This is a genomic window from Paenalcaligenes sp. GW821-LYS-B07-1 (assembly GCF_058803365.1).
On sequence record NZ_CM179516.1, the window covers coordinates 633,309 to 652,035 of the forward strand.

Genomic DNA, 18,727 nt, shown 5'->3' on the forward strand with positions numbered 1-18,727 from the left:
TCCTCAGGAGCAGTCAGTATGCAGGCGCCATCACAGTCAGAGGTAATTAGCTCTGACTACGTACAAAAACGTTTGGCTTTATGCGGCTTTACCGCCATGTTTGCAATGCGTATTTGTGATGCGTTATTACCCGCCCTAGCCAGTGAGTTCAGGGTGGATAGTGTAGCGGTGGCGCCGGTGATTTCTGCTTTTGCCGTAGGCTACGGCATTATGCAAATCCTATATGGTCCGTTTGCAGAACGATTTGGCAAATTACCCCTAGTGTTTTTTGCTGCCTTAGGTGGGGCGGGCACATGTTTATGGGCAGCGTTAGCCAGTGGCTTAGAGGTATTGATCTGGGCTCGGTTGTTTTGCGGCGGGTTAGTAGCAGGCATTGTGCCTATGTCTATGGCGTGGATAGGAGATAACAGTAGTGAGCAGCAGCGTCACGTGATGTTGGCACGCTTACTGAGCGCTACTGTGTTGGGCATGATAGTAGGGCAGTTTTTTGGCGGCATAGTGGCGGTCACAATAGGGTGGCGCTGGGGGTTTGCCTTGTTGTGCATGTTGTTTGCTGGGGCAGCGTTCTGGTTGTTGCCTTTGTTACGCACCGCCCAGTACAAAGAGAAAGCCAAAGTGCTGAGCTTTTGGCGCAATTGGTGCAATGTACTGAAACGGCCCATGGCTCGTATGGTATTGCTGCTGGTGGGTATTGAGGGTGCGCTGGTGTATGGCGTTTTAGGTTTTGTCCCTTTGTATTTGCACACACAGGCGCATCTATCATTACCTGTGGCTGGGGCCATTGTGACAAGCTTTGGTATAGGCGGGCTGTGCTATACCCGTACCGTCAAATACTTGTTGCAACGCTGGGGGCGTAATGGACTGATTTTCTACGGTGGTTGTGGCGTGATGGTGGGGTACTTGCTCTTAGCCGTTTGGCCAGTGCCAATGATCGCTACCTTAGGGTGTTTGTTTGCGGGTTTTGGTTTTTACGCTTTACACAATAGTTTCCAATTTTTAGCCAGTCAGATGGCTCCTGCCATGCGGGGTACAGCCATAGGTTTATTTGCTTGCTCATTATTTTTGGGGCAATCCGTAGGGGTGTCAGTGGTGGCCTGGTCTATAAATAGATTGCAGTCCGCGCAATTGGCGCTTGGGGTTAGTGCGATTTGTGTAGTGTTGTTAGGCAGTTGGCTAGTGTATTGGCTGAAATGCTTGGCACCTGTGCGCGTGCGTACTTGATGCGGTAAATAGGCAGCGTATTTCCCTGTGGGTAGAAGTAGTCTGGCGGTGGTTTGAGTATTTGATGAGGTGTTATGTCTGGCTACACAGATCCCTATTTGTTTAGACCCTTGCGTATACGTGAGCTCACACTGCGTAATCGTATTGTGATTTCTCCTATGTGCCAACATGCTGCAGAACAAGGCAATGCTACGCCGTGGCATTGGGTGCATTTGGGTAAGTTTGCCTTGGGTGGTGCGGGGTTAATACTCAGTGAAAGCACGGCAGTAGACCCTCGGGGGCGCATTGGTAGTGCTGATTTGGGTCTCTGGAATGATGAACAGGCTCTGACACTACAACCGCTAGTGCAGTGGTTGCAAGAGCAAGGCTGTGCCTTTGGTTTGCAGCTAGCACATGCCGGCCGTAAAGCGGGTAGCCAGCCTTTATGGGAAGGCGGGCGGGCGATAGACCCCGCGTACATGGCACAGGATATAGATGCGTGGCAGCGCGTTGGACCTAGTGCATTACCGGCAGGGCCAGGTTGGTCTGTGCCTATGGCGTTGGATGAGCAAGGTATTCAAGCCGTTATAGAGGCGTTTGTAGCGGCAGCAGTACGTGCGGATCGTATTGGCGTGGATGTGATTGAGTTGCATTTTGGGCATGGTTACTTGGTTGCTAGCTTTCTGTCTCCGTATGCCAATCAACGTCAAGATCAGTGGGGAGGCAGCAGAGAGGGGCGTATGCGTTTGGCGGTAGAGATCGCGCGTAGAGTGCGGCAGGTATGGCCAGAGTCTAAGCCCTTGTTTGCCAGATTGTCAGTGGTAGATGGCAGCATAGGTGGTTGGAGTGGGGAGGACTCTATCGTTTTGGCGCAAGCCCTAAAAGCCTGTGGCGTGGATGTGATGGATTGCTCATCGGGAGGTTTAACCGAGGAGACGCGAGCATTACCAGTACCACGAGGTTTGGGTTTTCAGGTGCCATTTTCAGAGCAATTACGACAGGGTGCTGATGTGATGACACAGGCAGTAGGCATGATTGTGGATGCCAAGCAGGCAGAAGCCATTCTGGCGCAAGGTAAAGCCGATCTGATTGCTATAGGTAGAGAGGCGTTATATGACCCTTATTGGCCTCATCATGCAGCTCAAACGTTAGGAGCAGATGTGAATTTTGAACAGTGGCCAGTACGGCATGGTATTTGGTTACGTAATAGAGCGCCTGTATTACATCGAGCCAGAATAGAGCAAGCAGAGGCCTAAGAGTCTAGTCAAAGGAGGTGTTATGGCGATACGTATGGGGTTGTTATACAAGAAATCAGAGTGGACAACGCAGCAGTTTCAACAGTATTGGCTACAGGAGCACGGGGCATTAGCGGGCTTGCTTACTGGCATACGCCATTACTGGCAAAACCACATCGTAGAGCATCACCAGCGGGGTATACAGTTTGCTCGCGGCACATGGGAAATAGATGGATTTTCAATCTTAGATGTAGATACAGAAAATGCATTTGTTGCGGGAGAGCTAGCGCAGGCGTTGCAGCAAGATGAGCAATATTTTTTGTCTAGGCTGCATATATTGGAACTGCAACGGCATGAGGTGATTGCTGTGTCTGATGTGGCGCAACGTAGTCAACTGATGAAACGCATGTCGATCCTACGTCGTCGTGATGACATAAGTGAAGAGGCCTTTAGAAAAGAGTGGCGGGTGCATGCAGACTTGGTGCAGAAAATGCCAGGTGTCAAAGGCTATAGACAGAATGTTGTGCTACGCAGAGAAAAAGTGAAAGGGCAGGTTTGTGCTTATGAGCAGCTCCCTATTGATGGCGTGGTAGAGCTATGGTTTGAGGACGCTGCTAGCATAGAGCAGGCTTTTGGCAGTGAGCAAGGGCAGGAAACCATGGCGCATGCGCAAAGTTTCTTGCAAGAAATCACTGTATTTGGCGTGAAGGAATACCAAGTACGGTAATTCGCAGCATACAAAAACGCCTTTCAATCTAAGGTGAGCACTCACCAAAAATTGAAAGGCGTTTGTTGTAGGTCTAGGCGCTTACAGCAGGAACAGCGTTGCCAACCCTAGGAATAGGAAAAAGCCTAGTGAGTCTGTACCAAAAGTCAGCAATACAGAAGAACCCACAGCAGGGTCTTTGCCAAAACGGCTACGCAGGGTAGGGATCAATACGCCTAGAGCGGCACCAATCAGCATGTTGCCGATCATGGCGGCCATCATCACAGCAGCAATGGCGACAGAACCTGAGATAAACCACGCGAATACGGCAGTGACCAAACTACCGCAGGCCCCTACCATGAAGGTCACCATCAGCTCGCGTTTGACCAGTGGCCAGATGTTAGAACCCGTGATACGGCCTGTGGCCATGGCACGAATAATCATGGTCATGGTCTGGTTGCCGGAGTTACCGCCAATACCCGCGACGATAGACATCAGGAACGCCAAAATCACGATATGACTAACGGTATCCTCGAAGCGAGAGGCCACGAACGATGCTGTAGCTGCCGTACACAGGTTGATCAGCAACCAAGGGGCACGGTTACGTAGCGCACTGAGAGCAGGAGCAAAAATATCTTCTTCTTGCAAACCGGCACGTGATAACTCTTGTTCTTGAGAGTCTTCTTGCAGAACGTCAACTACCTCGTCAATGGTCACGCGCCCAATCAGGCGGCCGTAATCGTCTACTACCGGAGCAGACACCAAGTCATAACGTTCAAACGCGTTAGCGGCATCAGCATCAGAGTCTAGCGGGTGCAGACTAAGGTAATCAGCAGCCATAACATCAGACACTAGCGTTTCTGGGTCGGACACCAGCATACGTGTTAGAGACAATGTACCTAACAGACGGTCGTCGCGATTCACCACGAAAATCTGGTCAGTATGGTCAGGCAGCTCTTGCAGACGACGCAAATAGCGCAATACTACTTCTAAGCTCACGTCTTCACGCACGCGCACCATGTCGAAGTCCATGATCGCACCCACGCTGTCTTCGGGGTAGCCCATGGCTTCTAGCAATTGTGCACGCTCAGATTCGGTCAGGCCTTTCTGCACCTCAGCAATAACTTCGGGGGGCAGGTCAGGGGCCAGATCCGCGATCTCGTCGGCATCCATGTTAGCGGCAGCTGCAATCAGGTCAGCTGGCTCCATGGTTTTGATCAGAGATTCACGCGCCCAGTCTTCAATTTCCAGCAGCACGTCAGCGTCGTACTCGTCGCTAACTTGTTGCCACACGACTTGACGCTCGTTTTCTGGCAAGGATTCCAGAATGAACGCAATATCGGCAGGGTGCAGATTATTGATGATGCTGCGTATTTCTTGCTCGTGCCTGCGATGTGTCAGGTTAGCAAGTAGGTCTTCACGGTCTGAGCCTTCGTGTTGACGCTGCGCCAAAGTTTCTACAACTTCTTGGCGTTTTAATACGGATTGTAGTTTTTGTAGAGCAAGTTGCGCGTCCTCCGGCTCAAGTCGGCGGACGGCAGGACTGGTGCGCTCATGAACAGATCCAGTCATAGGCAATACCTTCAGTCTAGAGGGGGAAGTTCGCGGCTGCGGCGGTTTGTATCAGTAGCAACATAAGTCAATGTAGCTTCCGTTACTTTGACGACTTCATGTTGTAGGCGTTGGCGTTCTGCGTACACCTCTACCGACACAGTAATGGAGGTACGGCCAGTTTTGATAATGTCTACGTAAAAGCTAAGTAGGTCGCCCACAAATACCGGTTGTGTAAAGGTAAATGCGTTGACCGCAACGGTCGCCACGCGACCATTGGCGCGTCGAGCAGCCAAGATAGAACCAGCGATATCCACTTGCGACATAATCCAACCACCAAAAACGTCGCCATACATGTTGGCGTCGGATGGCATGGGCACCACACGCAAGATGGCATGCTTGTCATCTGGGGGCAAGCTACAGGGTTGGGAGGCTTTGGGCACGATGATTCTCTCCTGCATACGTAGAGCCTGTATTGTAACGGCTGGGCAATTTATTGCCGTGAAACATTTGTTAATGGGGGTTAGGGTTTAAGGTAATGTTCGGCTAAACGAACCCAGTAGCTAGCACCGACGCTGAGGATTTCATCGTTGAAATCGTAGCTGTCGTTGTGCAGCATACAGGGGCCTAAACCGTGACCAGAAATTCGGTGATCGCCTTGACCATTACCAATCCAGATATAGCTACCAGGACGCTCTTGCAGCATGAATGCAAAGTCTTCTGCACCCATGGATGGGGGAAGATCTTGGTGCAGCGCATTGTCGCCAGCCATCTTACGAATCACGTCGGCAGAAATAGCGCTTTCTTTGGCGTGATTGATGGTGGGGGGATAGCGTCTATCGAACTCAAACGTGCTTTGGCAGCCCATGGCCGCGCAGCTCTGCTCGATGATTTCGCGCATGCGTGTTTCGATGGTATCCAGCGCTTCATTGCTGAGGGTGCGTACCGTACCGCGCAATACAGCTGAGGTAGGGATGACGTTGTCAGCAGAACCTGCATGAATTTGTGTGACGCTGAGTACAGCGGGGTCCAGCGGGTCTATGATGCGGCTGACAATGGTTTGCAGGCTCATCACTAATTGAGCGGCTGCTGTAATAGGGTCTACGCCCAAGTGTGGCATGCCACCGTGAGCGCCTTTACCGTCAATCTGAATACTGAAGGAGTTGCTCGATGCCATCACAGCACCTGGGTGTACAGCAAACTCGCCAGCGGGTAGGCCGGGCCAGTTGTGCATGCCAAATACCGCATCCATAGGGAAACGGGTGAATAAGCCTTCTTCTATCATTTTTCGTGCGCCTGCAAAGCCTTCTTCTGCAGGTTGGAAAATTACATAGACGGTACCGGTGAATTCACGATGCGAGGCTAAGTAGCGTGCAGCGGAGAGCAGCATGGCAGTGTGGCCATCATGACCGCAAGCATGCATTTTGCCGTCATGGCGGCTGGCGTGGGCAAAGTCGTTCTGCTCGAGCACAGGTAGCGCATCCATATCGGCGCGCAGACCAATGCTAGGACCGGGGCCTAGGGTTCCTTTGATGATACCTACTACCCCAGTGCCTGCTAGGCCTCTGTGTATGTCTATTCCCCATTCTGTTAGCCAGTGCGCTACGGTGTCTGCCGTGCGGTGTTCTTCGTAGGCCAGCTCAGGATGAGCATGCAAGTCGCGCCGAATGGCTGTGATGTCGTCTTGCCAGGCAACAATGGGGTCAAGCAGATTCATGACAAAGCCTTTTAAGAGTAAATCTGTGAACCCCATAGGGTAGCATGCCTAGTGGCTTTTCGCCCTGTTTAACGCTGTGGTGTGTACCCTAAACACGGTTGAATCATTTCTTGCAAAGCGTTGTGTAGCGGGGCGTTGCTGGCAACGACATGCCCAGTAGAGGGCCAAGGTTGCTGCTGGAAAATGTCTTGGCAAATGCCACCAGCTTCACGCACGATTAAGGTGCCTGCGGCGACGTCCCAAGGCGCTAAGCCCATTTCCCAGTACCCATCAAAACGACCGCATGCTACCCATGCTAAATCCAGTGCGGCGGCACCGTTGCGGCGAATGCCACGTGTGCGGCGAATGCCAGTTTCTAGCGTAGGTAGATAATGATCGGCAAAGCTGAAATCGCGGAATGGAAAACCGGTAGCCAGCAGCGCGTTATCCAGATTGTCAGTGTCTGTGCAGCGTAGGCGTTGTTGGTTTAACCAGGCGCCTGTGCCGTACATGGCAGTAAAGAGTTCTTCACGGTTGGGGTCGTACACTACAGCGATCACAGGTGTGTCGCAAGTAACTGGGGTGTCGCCAGCAACGATACAACCGGGGTGTGCAATCAACGCGATAGACACCGCATAGTGAGGAATGCCGTGTAAGAAGTTAGTGGTGCCATCTAGTGGGTCTATGTACCATGTGGCAAGCCCTTTGCTGTCACCGCCGCTTTCTTCTGCCACAATGCCAAACTCTGGCGTTTGCTCACGTAGAATTTCCAATGCGGCCATTTCCGCATCTCTATCGGCTTGGGATACCAAGTCGTTCTTGGCTTTGGTATCAATAACCAAACGATCACGGTGTGCAGCGTGGGCCTGTAAAATGCTGGCTGCTGCATGTGCGGCGCTGACCGCTGTAGCAAGCGCGTCGCTGAGGGGAAGGCGTGTAGAAGAGAGCATAGCTAGACGTTAACCTATGTTTGTTTCATGTATTTATTGTGTATTAAAACGTATTAACATGACGGGCGGATTTCAAAAACTACAGCCGGCTACACCTTCTTTCAATCAGAAGGGGATAGCACAGAGCTTGCAATATGGTGATGTGTACCATTCTACGGCAGGCGCACTGGCGCAAACACAGCATGTGTTTTTAGCAGGCAATGGGCTGCCTGAGCGTTGGCAAGGTCGACCACACTTTAGTATTTGTGAGACTGGCTTTGGGCTGGGTAACAACTTTTTAGTGACATGGTTGAGTTGGTTGCAGGATGCTGATCGTAGCCAGCGTTTGCACTTTGTCTCATTTGAGGCGCACCCGTTCCAGCATGATGATTTAGCACGCATGCATGAACACACCAGCCCCGAACTACAGCCACTGGTGCGGCAGCTTTTGGCGCAGTGGCCAGATTTATTACCGGGCATACATAGACTGTATTTTGAAAACGAGCGTGTAACACTGACACTGGTGTTTGGCGATATAGAACAAAAAGCCAAGTTGGTGGATGCGCAAATTGACGCGTTTTTTTTGGACGGCTTTGCACCACGTTTAAATCCCCAGATGTGGTCGCGACGGCTATTTGGTCAACTAGTGCGTTTGTCGGCCAAAGGGGCGACTATGGCGAGTTGGTGTAGTGCAGGTCAGGTACGCCGGGATCTGCAAGATGCTGGTTTCCTGATAGAAAAAGTACCGGGGTTTGCACATAAGCGCGAAATGATACGCGGCGTGTTGCGCGAGAAATTAGGGCGACAGCCTAGTGCTACGCCTAAGCATGTAGTGGTTATAGGGGCAGGGATAGCGGGTGCAGCAACAGCCGCTGCATTGGCGCGCCGAGACATACGCGTCACCGTAGTGGACCCTGTACTGAAAGGTGGCACTGGAGCATCACACTTGGGGCATAAGGCCATCGCTATGACGCCATTGCTTAGTGTGGATGATGCGCCGCGTATGCGATTAAGCCGTGCCGGTATGTTGGTGGCTGAGCGACAGTGGCAACGTGCTGAGGCAACAGATTGTTTGCCCTTAGGAACAGTGCGAGTAGCAGTGGATGCTGAGGAAGATAAGGCAGGCTGCAAAGCGGTAGAGGCGTTGGGCTTTCCAGATACTTGGGTGCAGTATTTAGGTGTGGCGGCTATGTCTCAACGCTTAGGGGGCGACGTCGCGCATGGAGGGCTGTACTTCCCTAGAGCGATGCGAGTGCAGCCTGATAAGTTGATTGAGCGACTGTTTACACACACCAACATTAGTTTGCTACCTACCAAAGTCCTGAGAATAGAGGCATTAGAGACTGCTTGGCGTGCCATATTAGACACAGAGCATGCCGAGACAGAAACTCTTCATGCAGATGCTATTGTGTTGTGTGTGGCGGGCGCTGTATCTGCGTTATTGCCAGAAAGTGTGCGAGCCAATAAAGCCTATCCTTATATAGAAGAGATGGAGCAGTTGCCGGGGCAGGTCAGTTACTTTGTGGCCTCAGAAATGGCTAAGACGCCTACATATATAGTGGCAGGGGAAGGCTATTTATTACCTGAGGTAGAGGGTGTGTGCACGGCAGGTAGTACCTATGGCGCAAATGGCGAGCCAGCACAGGTAACGGAACAAGGTCATCAAGAAATACGAGAAACCTTGCAGCGCTGGGAATCGTGGTTGGCATCCGCTTCTATACAGGGTGGCTGGGCTGGTTATAGGGCGGCGCTCAAAGATCATTTGCCTTTATATGCGGGCAGCGATCAGAATCTCGCGATTATTTCTGGTTTGGGCTCAAACGGCTTTGCATGGAGCGCTATTTTGGCGGAAGATTTGGCCGCAGCGTGGAATAATGAGCCGCGATTGCTAGAGAGGGATTTATCCCGAGCGCTGGGTCTGCGATAATAGAAACTTTATGAACGAAATTTAGGTGTTTTTGCTTTTAGATTTGGTTTTGTAGCAAAAATACGTCAAAATAGACACTTTATTCCCTTGTTGGGCAGTGCCCGAGGATCGTGCTGTGTCGTCCAACACTCACCTTGCTGACGTGACGCAATTGTTTAATCTTCAAAGTAACCTTGCCAATAAACCGTCTGTAGCGGATTTTCAGGCTGAACAGACAGATCAAATCCTGCGTGTGGAAGCGCATTCCCCCGGCGTATTTAGGCTGCGTTTTGGTGGCCTCAAACATATACAGCCAGAAAAGGTCAGCCTGCGTGCGCAGCAGCAGGCCGAAATGCTATTAGTGCGGGAAGATGCCGTAGGTGAATTTTCCCAAGAAACTGTAGCGCAAGAAGGTGGCTGGCGTTTAGAGCAGGGCGAGTACGCGCTGGTGCTGAAGCCTAATCCATTTTCTTTTGCGCTCTACAAGGGCGACGAGCTGTTGCTGCAACTGGCTGCATCGGGTGTGTGGCAAGACGAAAAAGACGAGCAGCAAGGCTGGAATGCCGCATTTGCATTGCAGGCTGATGATGTGTTGTATGGTTTGGGCGATAGCCAAGAAAGCTTGAGCCGTGACGGCCAGCAACTGTTGTCCGATTTGCCAGAGCATCGTGTATTGCCATTGCTGTGGAGCACCAAAGGCTGGGGCGTCTATGTGAACACATTAGAGCGCGTCGAGCATGACGTGGCTGTAGAGCAAGATGGTCGCTATAACGTGCGTGCATCGGCTCCCGTGTTAGATATCTTCTTGTTTGCCGGTGTTCCTACAGAAATTTTGAACCAATATACTGCGCTAACCGGACGTGCTGGTCAGCCCGGTGTATGGCCTATGGGCGTGTGGTTGCAGCAAGCGGCAGGACAGTCCATTGAAGACACTCTGAACTTAGCGACTACGCTGGGCGACACCGGTGTGGGCCTAGATGGTGTGATGGCTGCTGCGCCTGCGCTATATGGTTTTATGCCTGACCGTCCCCTGTTTGTATGGGATGAAACACGCGTACAAGATGGTCGTGATTTAAGCGCGAAGATAGAAAAATCTGGCGTGCAATTGGCAGCGCATACTTTCCCAGGTGTGATTGCCGATACACCGTTGTTTGAAGAGTGGGAAGATCGCGGCTGGTTGTTGATTGATGACGATACAGGTGCGGCGTACCAGTTTGAAGGTGATGAAAACAGTGCAGGCAAACCCTTTGGTTTACTGGACCTGACCCATAAAGATGTATTCAAAATGTGGGTGGAGCGCCAGCGTCAAAACTACGATGAAGGATTGGGGGCGCCGGTATGCACAGTGAGCTACAACATTCCCGATAGCATTACTGCACGTGGTGGTGAGTCAGGTGCTTTGCTGCGTACGGTATATCCGATTCTGGTACGTCAGGCATTGTTTGAGGCTTTTGCTGGCCATAAAACACCACAAGAAGGTGTGATTTGGAGCACTAATCTGTTCCCCGGTGTGCAGCGTTACAGCATGCAGTTGGGCCCAGATGTGAGTAATGATTGGGAAGGTATGGAGCGCTCTTTGCGTTCCGCATTGGCATTGGGTAACAGTGGTGTGACCGCTCAATTGCATAAGTTGGGTAATGCAGAGCAGCCTACCGACTCCATGAGCGCAGAACTGTATGTGCGCTGGTTGGCGATGGGCGTGTTTTCTGCCAACTTCTGTTTCCAAGCAATTCCTGCATTACTGCCTTCAGCATTCGATGAGAAAACCCAAGAGTTGGTTCAGCACTGGCTGCGCTGGCGCTATCGCTTAGTGCCTTATGTATTAGGTATTATCGAAGAATCTGTACGGTGTGGTTTGCCTGTACAGCGCTCTATGGCATTGGAGTTTCCTGACGATCCTATTGCGCAGCAATGGGACACGCAATATATGTTGGGCTCTGCTTTGCTGGTGGCCCCATTCTTGCAACCTGGCGAAGAACTCGAAGTGTATTTGCCTGCTGGCAGCGCATGGTGGGATTTGAGTACTGGTTGGCGTTACGAAGGTGGTACCACCTGGACGGTCACTGCGGGCTTAGATAGATTGCCGGTGTTTGGTCGTGAAGGTCATATGCTGTGCTTAGGGCCTGAGGTAAAAAACACCAGTGAGTTCAACTCGGCTAGATTGCTGGAAGAGGTATGGATGTTTGGTATGCCTGAACACAGCCCTGAAGTGATGCGTAACAAGATTCGTGTCATGCAGATGCAGGGTTCTAGCTATATCAAAGGGCTGGAAGGTTTGAAGATTCTGCCGGCAGAAGGTCTAGAGGTGAAACGTCGTGGTGCAGAAGTACGTATTTCGCGTGCACGATAACTACCTACAATAGATCTCTATAGCACTATAGAAAAAATGCCCCACTGGTTGGTTATCCAATCAGTGGGGCATTTTTTATGGTGTGTGATGAGATAGGGCGGGGGACAGGTTACCTAGTTATTCATCGGTTGTTGTTTCGGCCTGAGCGCCCACTATGGATATTTGCATGCATAAGGCTTGCCTAGGTGACGACAAAAGAGCTGCAAATGCTCCGTCGCATGTGCAACATCCTAAACATTTAGAAGCTAAACGTAAGTTAGGTGACAGCTTACATTGTGGTTACAGTCGGAATATGGTGTCAGATAGTGTTCACGTGAGGTTCGATTTCTAGATTTAGCATGCTTGTGAGTGACGACTGTTTTTTTTCGCGATAACGTGATTATTATATTTTGCTGTATATGCAAACAGTAAAAATGGACTTTTTTCAGTGTTTCGTAAAAAAAAGCATATTTTTAAGAAATATTCGTAGAAAGTGCTTGACGCACTAGTACAGCTGGGGCATAATTTAATTCTTCGGCGGGTCGTTAGCTCAGTTGGTAGAGCAGCGGACTTTTAATCCGTTGGTCGCGCGTTCGAGTCGCGCACGACCCACCAGTCGAATTCATGAAGTAAACCAAATTTGATTTACTTCGCTACGAAAGTAGCTGAAAATAAGCCCCTGAAAAGGGGCTTTTTTTTTGCCTGTTTTTTGAGTTTTGAGAAAAACCTCTAAGTTTGGCTTGTAACAAACAAATAGATGAATCTTTATAGTTATATGTGCTTTAGGGGTTTAGTCTGAATCCTTCGCAGCCCCCCCACTGATTCTTACGGTGAAGCCAGATGGTTTGACATACAGAACAATGGAAAGGGCCCTCCCACTTTGCATTGTGTCGTTCCACATAGCTTTCTCCGTTTTTCATGAAGGCATGGGGATGAGTGCCAGGAACAGCTACCGGCAAATCTAGACAATGGTCGCAAAGTGCGCGTGTAACTATAGCTTGCATATTAATCTCACATAACGGGTTAATGGGCGGTATTACAAGCAAAACGCTAAGCTATCTTAACCTAATTATGCAAAATTGAAATGATTTGCATACTAAGTTGAGATTTGTTTGTATTTTGAAACTAGTGTCAATAATTTCAGTTTAAGTAATTTAACTGTTTATTTACGTCATTTTGGTGCTTATTTACTAGTTTTTTTAGTTATAAGTAAAATGATTTTGAATACAAACACTATGGTAGATTAATACAACACACTGAATGGAATTGCCAAAAGGCTATCTGCATTCAATGTGTTTTTATTTGGTGGCTAGCACGTTGTGATTAGGTTAGAGAAAATAGAGAAACGCTATACCAGCGCCAATAAAGAAGTGATCGCATTGCATGACATTAATCTGCATATTCGACGCGGCGAGGTGTTTGGTATTATCGGACGTAGTGGTGCAGGCAAAAGCACCCTAATTCGTCTATTGAATATGTTAGAGCGCCCTACAAATGGCTCAGTGAGCTTTCAAGGGCAATGTATTTCTTCATTAACTGAGCAACAACTGCGACCCATTCGCCAAAAAATAGGCATGGTGTTTCAGCATTTCAACTTGTTGCAATCACGTTCTATCTTAGAGAATGTGTGCTTCCCATTGAAATTGGCGGGATTAAATAAAGCGCAACAGCATGCCAGAGCAAAGGAAGTGTTGCAGCTGGTTGGGTTGGAGCAGCATGCTCATAAATATCCTAGACAGTTGTCAGGTGGCCAGCAACAGCGAGTAGGGATTGCACGAGCGTTAGCTAATCAACCTGAACTGTTGTTGTGTGATGAGGCGACATCGGCATTGGACCCAGAAACGACGCAATCTATTTTGCGTTTGTTATTAGAAATTAATCAGTCTTTGGGTTTAACTATTGTATTGATTACGCACAGCATGGATGTGATACGGCAGGTGTGCGATAGGGTGGCGGTTATTGAAGCTGGAGAGGTGGTAGAAAGCGGTGATGTGCTGGATGTATTCTTGCACCCACAACATGCCGCTACCCAAAGTCTCTTGGCGGAAAGCGGTAATGATACGGATGGCTGGCGCTCTATGGGCCAAGGTGTAAGCGGTAGAGTTATGCGTTTGAGCTTTAAAGGCGATGCTACCGTGCAGCCTCTTATTAGTAGAGTTAGCCGCGACCTGAGTTTGGATATCAGTATTTTGCAGGGGGCAGTGAGCCGTATTAAAGGCGTGCCGTACGGGCAGTTGGTGGTGGCGGTAGAAGGGCAGGCCGCACAGCAACAGCAATTAGGAAGCATGTTGGATAGTTTGGGTGTGCAATACGAGGAGCTGCGAGCATGAACTGGTCTAATTTAGATTGGCCGTTGCTGGCAGAGGCAACGCTGGATACGCTGTTAATGACAGGGGCATCGTTGGTGTTCACCGTTATTATTGGTTTGCCGCTGGGGGTGCTGCTGTTTCTAACCAGTCCTAAGCAAATGATGCAAAACAATGGGGTGTATCAGGGCTTGTCGTTGGTGGTGAATATTCTGCGCTCAGTGCCATTTTTGATTCTGCTGATTGTGATGATTCCGCTCACGCGGGTGTTGGCAGGTACATCATTAGGGGTAGCGGGCTCTATTCCTCCGCTGGTTGCTAGTGCAGCACCGTTTTTCGCACGACTGGTAGAAAACGTGTTGAAAGAGCTAGACCCTGGTGTGTTGGAAGCGAGTCGTGCTATGGGGGCAAACTCACGTGAGACTGTGGTGATGGCATTGCTTCCAGAGGCAAAAACCGGCGTGGTAGCGGCTATAGTAGTGACCGCCATTATGTTGGTGGGTTACTCCGCTATGTCAGGGGTGATTGGTGGTGGTGGCCTAGGTGACTTGGCGCTACGTTTTGGTTATCAACGTTATCAAACGGATGTGATGGCGGTGACGGTCATTATCTTGGTGGTGTTGGTGCAGTTAATGCAGGTGTGGGGAGATAAGTTGGTAGCGCGTATGAATAAGCGCATCGCTTAACCCTATTGAATTTCTTTCAAGGAGCTTTTATGTTGCTGAAAAAATTGGTGGCAAGTGCATTGGTAACAGCGTTGGGGCTGGGTGCATCGTTGGCAAATGCTGAAAAACTGAGCGTAGCCGCTACGCCAGTTCCTCATGCTGAATTGTTGGAGTTTGTGGCTCCGCAATTAGCAAAAGAGGGTGTGGAATTGGATATCAAAGTATTCACAGACTATGTACAGCCTAACCAACAGGTGTGGGATGGTGCTATTGATGCCAATTTCTTCCAGCACAAGCCTTATTTGGATACCTTTAACAGTGAACACAATATCAACCTGGTTTCTGTAGGTTTGGTACACGTAGAGCCGTTTGGTGCGTATTCCAAAAAAATCAAAACATTGGATGAGTTAAAGGAAGGTGCATTGATTGCATTGCCTAATGACCCGTCTAATGGTGCTCGTGCTTTACTGTTATTGCAGCAGCAAGGGCTGATTACATTAAAAGATCCTAGCAATATTTTGGCTACTTCCAGAGATATTGAGGAAAACCCTAAGAAATTAAAATTCAAAGAAATTGAAGCCGCCACATTACCACGCATATTGCCTGATGTGGATATGGCTCTAATTAATACTAACTATGCATTGGAAGCAGATTTGAATCCATTGGAAGATGCATTGTTTATTGAGGGTGCCGAATCGCCTTACGCAAACTTGGTTGCTGTGAAGGCTGGCAATGAAGAAAAAGAGGCTGTAAAAAAGCTGATTCAAGCATTGAATAGCGAAGAAACTCGTGCCTTTATTCAAGAGCAATATAAAGGTGCCATTGTTCCTGCATTTTAATATGTAGAAACAATTTTGTAAGAAAGCGGTGCAGCGATGCACCGCTTTTTTTATGCCCAAAAGCTAAGTAGTGTGATGCCCATCAAAGATGCGGGTTATTCTCCATACAAAAGAGGGGGCTTTTATTACTATAGTTATACTCTTTGTAGCAGCGATTTATCCAATTGCGCTACGGTGTAGTGAAGTTTGGCGTTATGCATGCCAGATACTTATATCCCCCTAGTAGGAGTCAAGCAATCATGAAGCACACTATCAAAGCATGGCTGGCTGCTGCAGCACTGATGGCATTGCCATTGGGTGCGCAAGCACAAGGCAAAGAGTTGATCATGGCGACAGACACAGCGTTTGTACCATTTGAGTTCAAGCAAGATGGCAAATATACGGGGTTCGATATTGATCTATGGGATGCCGTAGCTAAACAAGCTGGTTTGGAATACAAGCTGCAGCCTATGGATTTCAACGGCATTATTCCAGGCCTGCAAACACGTAACGTAGACGTGGCGCTCGCTGGTATCACCATTAGAGATGATCGCAAGCAGGTAATTGATTTCTCAGACCCTTACTATGAAAGCGGTTTAGCTATCTTGGTACGTGAAGATACCGATGGCATTCAAAGTGCAGCAGACTTAGATGGCAAGCAAGTGGCCGTGAAAATTGGTACAGCGACGGTGGACTATCTGAACCGTGAAGTACCAGGCGCCAAACTGAAGCTGTTCCCAAATATTGATAATGCCTTCTTGGAACTGGCTACTGGTCGTGTAGATGCTGTGGTGCACGATACGCCTAACGTCCAGTACTACGCACAAACAGGCGGCAAAGGCCATGTCAAAGTAACTGGTGCGGTGAAAAGTGGTGACTTTTACGGTATTGCTTTCCCTAAAGGTAGCGAGCTGGTACCGGTCGTGAATGAGGCTTTGGCTGCTATCAAAGCTAATGGCACCTACGATGTCATTTACGAAAAATGGTTTGGCAAACAGCCTGAGTAAATCTTAGGTGACAGCATTGCAACTCCAGAGCGGCCAGCTAGATCAGGGCCGCTCTTTGTTTATCACGTTACGGTTTGTACTGACGGTAACGACACACTAAGTAGGTGTAACGGTGACATTTGAATGGTCTGTAATTTGGAATGCTTTGCCCAGCTTATGGGAAGGCACCAAGATGACACTTTATATTACGGTGCTGGGGCTGGTAGGAGGCTCAGTGCTGGGTTTTTTGACAGGGGTGATTACTACCTATGTAAAAGGGCCTATAAAGCTGTCCACGTTACCTATACAAATACTGGCGATGATCGCTAAGGCGTATGTACTACTCATTCGTGGCACTCCCATCGTAGTGCAAGTGATGTTTATTTATTTCGCCTTGCCATTATTAGCAGGTATGCGCATTGATGGCGAGTCAGCGGCGATTTTCACCTTGATGGTAAATTCTGGTGCTTATATTGCTGAAATTGTGCGTGGTGCCTTGCAGTCTGTGCCTAAAGGATTACAAGAGGCGGGTGAAGCAATGGGTCTGCCTTTCCATAAAATCCTGATTTACATTATTGCGCCAGTAGCATGGCGTCGCATGATTCCTGCTATGGGCAACCAGTGCATCATCAGCCTTAAAGACTCATCACTGTTTATTGTGATTGGTGTGGCAGAGCTTACTCGTCAAGGGCAGGAAATCATCGCAGGAAACTTCAGATCTGTAGAGATTTGGGGGGCGGTGGCTATTATCTACCTGATTTTGACAGGGATTATTGCGTTGATCTTGCGTACGGTTGAACGTCGCTTGCGTGTGGTGTGATGGAGCAGGAGAGCAAAAGATGAAAATCGTAGAGTTCAAGCAGGTCATCAAACGCTTTGGTGATAACACAGTATTAAACGGTGTGGATCTCGAAATAGTGCCTGGCGAAGTGGTGGTGATTGTGGGGCCATCTGGCTCGGGTAAATCTACACTGCTACGCTGCATTAATGCCTTGGAGGGTATTGATGAGGGCGACATCGTTGTAGATGGGTTAAGTGTTCTAGACCGTCCAGCGCAAGTGCGAGCACTGCGCCGAGAAGCTGGTATGGTGTTTCAGCAGTTCAACCTATTCCCACAATTAACAGCGTTAGAGAACGTGATGTTTGGTCCTGTACACACGCGTGGTGCGGCTAAAGCAGAGGCCAAGAAACAAGCAGAGGAGCTTTTGGCTAAGGTGGGGCTGGCTGAGCGTATGAATCATTACCCTAGTGAGTTATCGGGTGGGCAGCAGCAGCGTGTGGCCATTGCTAGGGCCTTGGCTATACGTCCCAAGCTGATGTTGTTTGATGAGCCTACTTCGGCGTTGGATCCTGAGTTGCGTTTTGAGGTGCTGAAAGTGATGCAGGATTTGGCCGAAGAGGGCATGACCATGATCGTGGTGACACACGAAATGGAGTTTGCTCGTAAAGTGGGTAGCCGTTTAATATTTATTGATCAGGGGAAAATCGCTCATGATGGAAACCCTGAGGAGCTATTAAGTAACCCGCCTAGCAAACGCTTGCAAGACTTCTTGCAGCACGTGGCGTAAGGAGAAACATCGCGTTGTGTCATCTTTGTTGTCACAACGCGATGTGGGGTAGGATCTCAACAAAAAAGGGCCTGTAAAAGGCCCTTTTTTATTATGCATGAGAGTGTGCTATCAGCGGATATTGATGATGCGCATAGCCTTGGCGCGTTTGTTGCCAGGCTCAAAAATTTGAATAGTGATTTGGCGTGGGCTTACACCATCAGGCAGGGTAACGTCACCAATAAGGTGAGCGTAACGGCCTACAGAAACTTCGATGGGTTCCAAATCAATGTAGCCAGTGCGACCGTTCGGGTAGCGACCTTGGATGTTGAAATGCATTTCACCCGTAAAGGTTTGGTCGGCTTGATCTTTATCTTGCATCAGCAAAATGTTGTAGTTCAGCTTGCCATCGCTGGTGCTGAACGATGCGGAGCGTATACCTGGGGATGTACCACGTGGGTCGGCAGGCATGGCATCGGCAAACAGATCAATGTCTTTCTTCAGCGCATCTACGATCTGGTCATGGTTATCCAGAGAGCCTTGCTGGGATTTGAGACGCGTTTGGATTTCTTCCAGTTCGCGAGTGGTTTGTCCCAGTTGCGATTGCAAACGCTGATTTTCAGCATTGGCACTATTTAAGTCAAAGTGCAGCTGTTCGGATTGCTCTACTGTCAGGCGAGTAGGGCCATAGCTGGTTTGAATGAATAATAGTCCACCAGCACCGATAATCACGCCGGTTAGCATAAGTACCAACCAACGAGGAATGCGGCGTTTTCTGCGGGAGTAATCGTAGGCGGTAGGTCTGAATACGGGGCGTTTGGAACCGAGCATGGACTGAGAAGTATCTGCGGGT

Annotated in this window: 16 protein-coding genes and 1 tRNA gene; 12 read left to right on the forward strand and 5 right to left on the reverse strand. The window is 49.3% G+C overall.

The window, feature by feature from the left end; all coding sequences use genetic code 11:
• Positions 1-18: 18 nt before the first annotated feature.
• From AC3QL0_RS03040 to AC3QL0_RS03050, 3 genes are all read left to right on the forward strand, one after another.
• Positions 19-1,221, forward strand: a complete 1,203-nt coding sequence (locus AC3QL0_RS03040; protein WP_493010025.1) for an MFS transporter — start codon at positions 19-21, stop codon at positions 1,219-1,221.
• Positions 1,222-1,295: 74 nt separating this feature from the next.
• Positions 1,296-2,456 carry an NADH:flavin oxidoreductase/NADH oxidase gene (locus AC3QL0_RS03045; protein WP_493010026.1) on the forward strand — a complete coding sequence of 387 codons (1,161 nt, stop codon included), beginning with the start codon at positions 1,296-1,298 and terminating at the stop codon, positions 2,454-2,456.
• 22 nt (positions 2,457-2,478) lie between these two features.
• Positions 2,479-3,162, forward strand: a complete 684-nt coding sequence (locus AC3QL0_RS03050; protein WP_493010027.1) for an EthD family reductase — start codon at positions 2,479-2,481, stop codon at positions 3,160-3,162.
• Between the two features lie 81 nt (positions 3,163-3,243).
• Here the strand turns inward: AC3QL0_RS03050 and mgtE are convergent, their stop codons facing one another.
• From mgtE to AC3QL0_RS03070, 4 genes are all read right to left on the reverse strand, one after another.
• The gene (mgtE, locus tag AC3QL0_RS03055; RefSeq protein ID WP_493010028.1) at positions 3,244-4,713 is read right to left on the reverse strand and encodes a magnesium transporter; all 1,470 of its coding nucleotides are present in this window, start codon (positions 4,711-4,713) and stop codon (positions 3,244-3,246) included.
• A gap of 11 nt (positions 4,714-4,724) precedes the next feature.
• Positions 4,725-5,066, reverse strand: coding sequence for an acyl-CoA thioesterase (locus tag AC3QL0_RS03060; RefSeq protein ID WP_242683718.1), 342 nt, complete (start codon positions 5,064-5,066; stop codon positions 4,725-4,727).
• A 149-nt stretch (positions 5,067-5,215) separates the two neighbouring features.
• Entirely contained in the window at positions 5,216-6,409 is a 1,194-nt protein-coding gene (locus tag AC3QL0_RS03065) for a M20 aminoacylase family protein (RefSeq protein WP_493010029.1), read from the reverse strand.
• A gap of 68 nt (positions 6,410-6,477) precedes the next feature.
• Entirely contained in the window at positions 6,478-7,338 is an 861-nt protein-coding gene (locus AC3QL0_RS03070; RefSeq protein WP_493010030.1) for an inositol monophosphatase family protein, read from the reverse strand.
• A 58-nt stretch (positions 7,339-7,396) separates the two neighbouring features.
• Between AC3QL0_RS03070 and mnmC the strand changes: the two genes are divergently transcribed.
• From mnmC to glnQ, 9 genes are all read left to right on the forward strand, one after another.
• Positions 7,397-9,244, forward strand: a complete 1,848-nt coding sequence (mnmC, locus tag AC3QL0_RS03075; protein ID WP_493010031.1) for a bifunctional tRNA (5-methylaminomethyl-2-thiouridine)(34)-methyltransferase MnmC2/FAD-dependent 5-carboxymethylaminomethyl-2-thiouridine(34) oxidoreductase MnmC1 — start codon at positions 7,397-7,399, stop codon at positions 9,242-9,244.
• A 115-nt stretch (positions 9,245-9,359) separates the two neighbouring features.
• Positions 9,360-11,573: a glycoside hydrolase family 31 protein gene (locus tag AC3QL0_RS03080; RefSeq protein WP_493010032.1), complete on the forward strand. Its 2,214-nt coding sequence runs from the start codon at positions 9,360-9,362 to the stop codon at positions 11,571-11,573.
• 518 nt (positions 11,574-12,091) lie between these two features.
• A tRNA-Lys gene (locus tag AC3QL0_RS03085) sits at positions 12,092-12,167 on the forward strand.
• 704 nt (positions 12,168-12,871) lie between these two features.
• Complete coding sequence (locus tag AC3QL0_RS03090) at positions 12,872-13,882, forward strand: methionine ABC transporter ATP-binding protein (RefSeq protein ID WP_493010033.1); 1,011 nt, start codon at positions 12,872-12,874, stop codon at positions 13,880-13,882.
• The gene (locus AC3QL0_RS03095; RefSeq protein ID WP_135865161.1) at positions 13,879-14,544 is read left to right on the forward strand and encodes a methionine ABC transporter permease; all 666 of its coding nucleotides are present in this window, start codon (positions 13,879-13,881) and stop codon (positions 14,542-14,544) included. The genes AC3QL0_RS03090 and AC3QL0_RS03095 overlap by 4 nt, the downstream gene beginning before the upstream one ends.
• Before the next feature lie 29 nt (positions 14,545-14,573).
• On the forward strand, positions 14,574-15,362 hold the full coding sequence (locus tag AC3QL0_RS03100; RefSeq protein ID WP_493010034.1) for a MetQ/NlpA family ABC transporter substrate-binding protein: 789 nt from the start codon (positions 14,574-14,576) through the stop codon (positions 15,360-15,362).
• 239 nt (positions 15,363-15,601) lie between these two features.
• Positions 15,602-16,348 carry a glutamine ABC transporter substrate-binding protein GlnH gene (gene glnH / locus AC3QL0_RS03105; protein WP_493010035.1) on the forward strand — a complete coding sequence of 249 codons (747 nt, stop codon included), beginning with the start codon at positions 15,602-15,604 and terminating at the stop codon, positions 16,346-16,348.
• A 112-nt stretch (positions 16,349-16,460) separates the two neighbouring features.
• Complete coding sequence (gene glnP, locus AC3QL0_RS03110; RefSeq protein WP_493010036.1) at positions 16,461-17,147, forward strand: glutamine ABC transporter permease GlnP; 687 nt, start codon at positions 16,461-16,463, stop codon at positions 17,145-17,147.
• A gap of 19 nt (positions 17,148-17,166) precedes the next feature.
• Positions 17,167-17,895, forward strand: coding sequence for a glutamine ABC transporter ATP-binding protein GlnQ (glnQ, locus tag AC3QL0_RS03115; RefSeq protein WP_493010037.1), 729 nt, complete (start codon positions 17,167-17,169; stop codon positions 17,893-17,895).
• 111 nt (positions 17,896-18,006) lie between these two features.
• On the opposite strand, the gene AC3QL0_RS03120 is transcribed toward glnQ, so the two are convergent.
• Positions 18,007-18,705, reverse strand: coding sequence for a hypothetical protein (locus tag AC3QL0_RS03120; protein ID WP_493010038.1), 699 nt, complete (start codon positions 18,703-18,705; stop codon positions 18,007-18,009).
• Positions 18,706-18,727 lie beyond the last annotated feature (22 nt).

Bases quoted from the DNA above. Each gene is read 5' to 3' on its own strand.
- AC3QL0_RS03045 (WP_493010026.1), top strand. From the start codon at position 1,296: ATGTCTGGCTACACAGATCCCTATTTGTTTAGACCCTTGCGTATACGT.
- AC3QL0_RS03050 (WP_493010027.1), top strand. From the start codon at position 2,479: ATGGCGATACGTATGGGGTTGTTATACAAGAAATCAGAGTGGACAACG.
- AC3QL0_RS03060 (WP_242683718.1), bottom strand. From the start codon at position 5,066: ATGCCATCCGACGCCAACATGTATGGCGACGTTTTTGGTGGTTGGATT.
- AC3QL0_RS03040 (WP_493010025.1), top strand. From the start codon at position 19: ATGCAGGCGCCATCACAGTCAGAGGTAATTAGCTCTGACTACGTACAA.
- mnmC (WP_493010031.1), top strand. From the start codon at position 7,397: ATGACGGGCGGATTTCAAAAACTACAGCCGGCTACACCTTCTTTCAAT.
- glnH (WP_493010035.1), top strand. From the start codon at position 15,602: ATGAAGCACACTATCAAAGCATGGCTGGCTGCTGCAGCACTGATGGCA.
- AC3QL0_RS03065 (WP_493010029.1), bottom strand. From the start codon at position 6,409: ATGAATCTGCTTGACCCCATTGTTGCCTGGCAAGACGACATCACAGCC.
- AC3QL0_RS03100 (WP_493010034.1), top strand. From the start codon at position 14,574: ATGTTGCTGAAAAAATTGGTGGCAAGTGCATTGGTAACAGCGTTGGGG.
- mgtE (WP_493010028.1), bottom strand. From the start codon at position 4,713: ATGACTGGATCTGTTCATGAGCGCACCAGTCCTGCCGTCCGCCGACTT.
- AC3QL0_RS03095 (WP_135865161.1), top strand. From the start codon at position 13,879: ATGAACTGGTCTAATTTAGATTGGCCGTTGCTGGCAGAGGCAACGCTG.
- glnQ (WP_493010037.1), top strand. From the start codon at position 17,167: ATGAAAATCGTAGAGTTCAAGCAGGTCATCAAACGCTTTGGTGATAAC.
- AC3QL0_RS03120 (WP_493010038.1), bottom strand. From the start codon at position 18,705: ATGCTCGGTTCCAAACGCCCCGTATTCAGACCTACCGCCTACGATTAC.
- AC3QL0_RS03070 (WP_493010030.1), bottom strand. From the start codon at position 7,338: ATGCTCTCTTCTACACGCCTTCCCCTCAGCGACGCGCTTGCTACAGCG.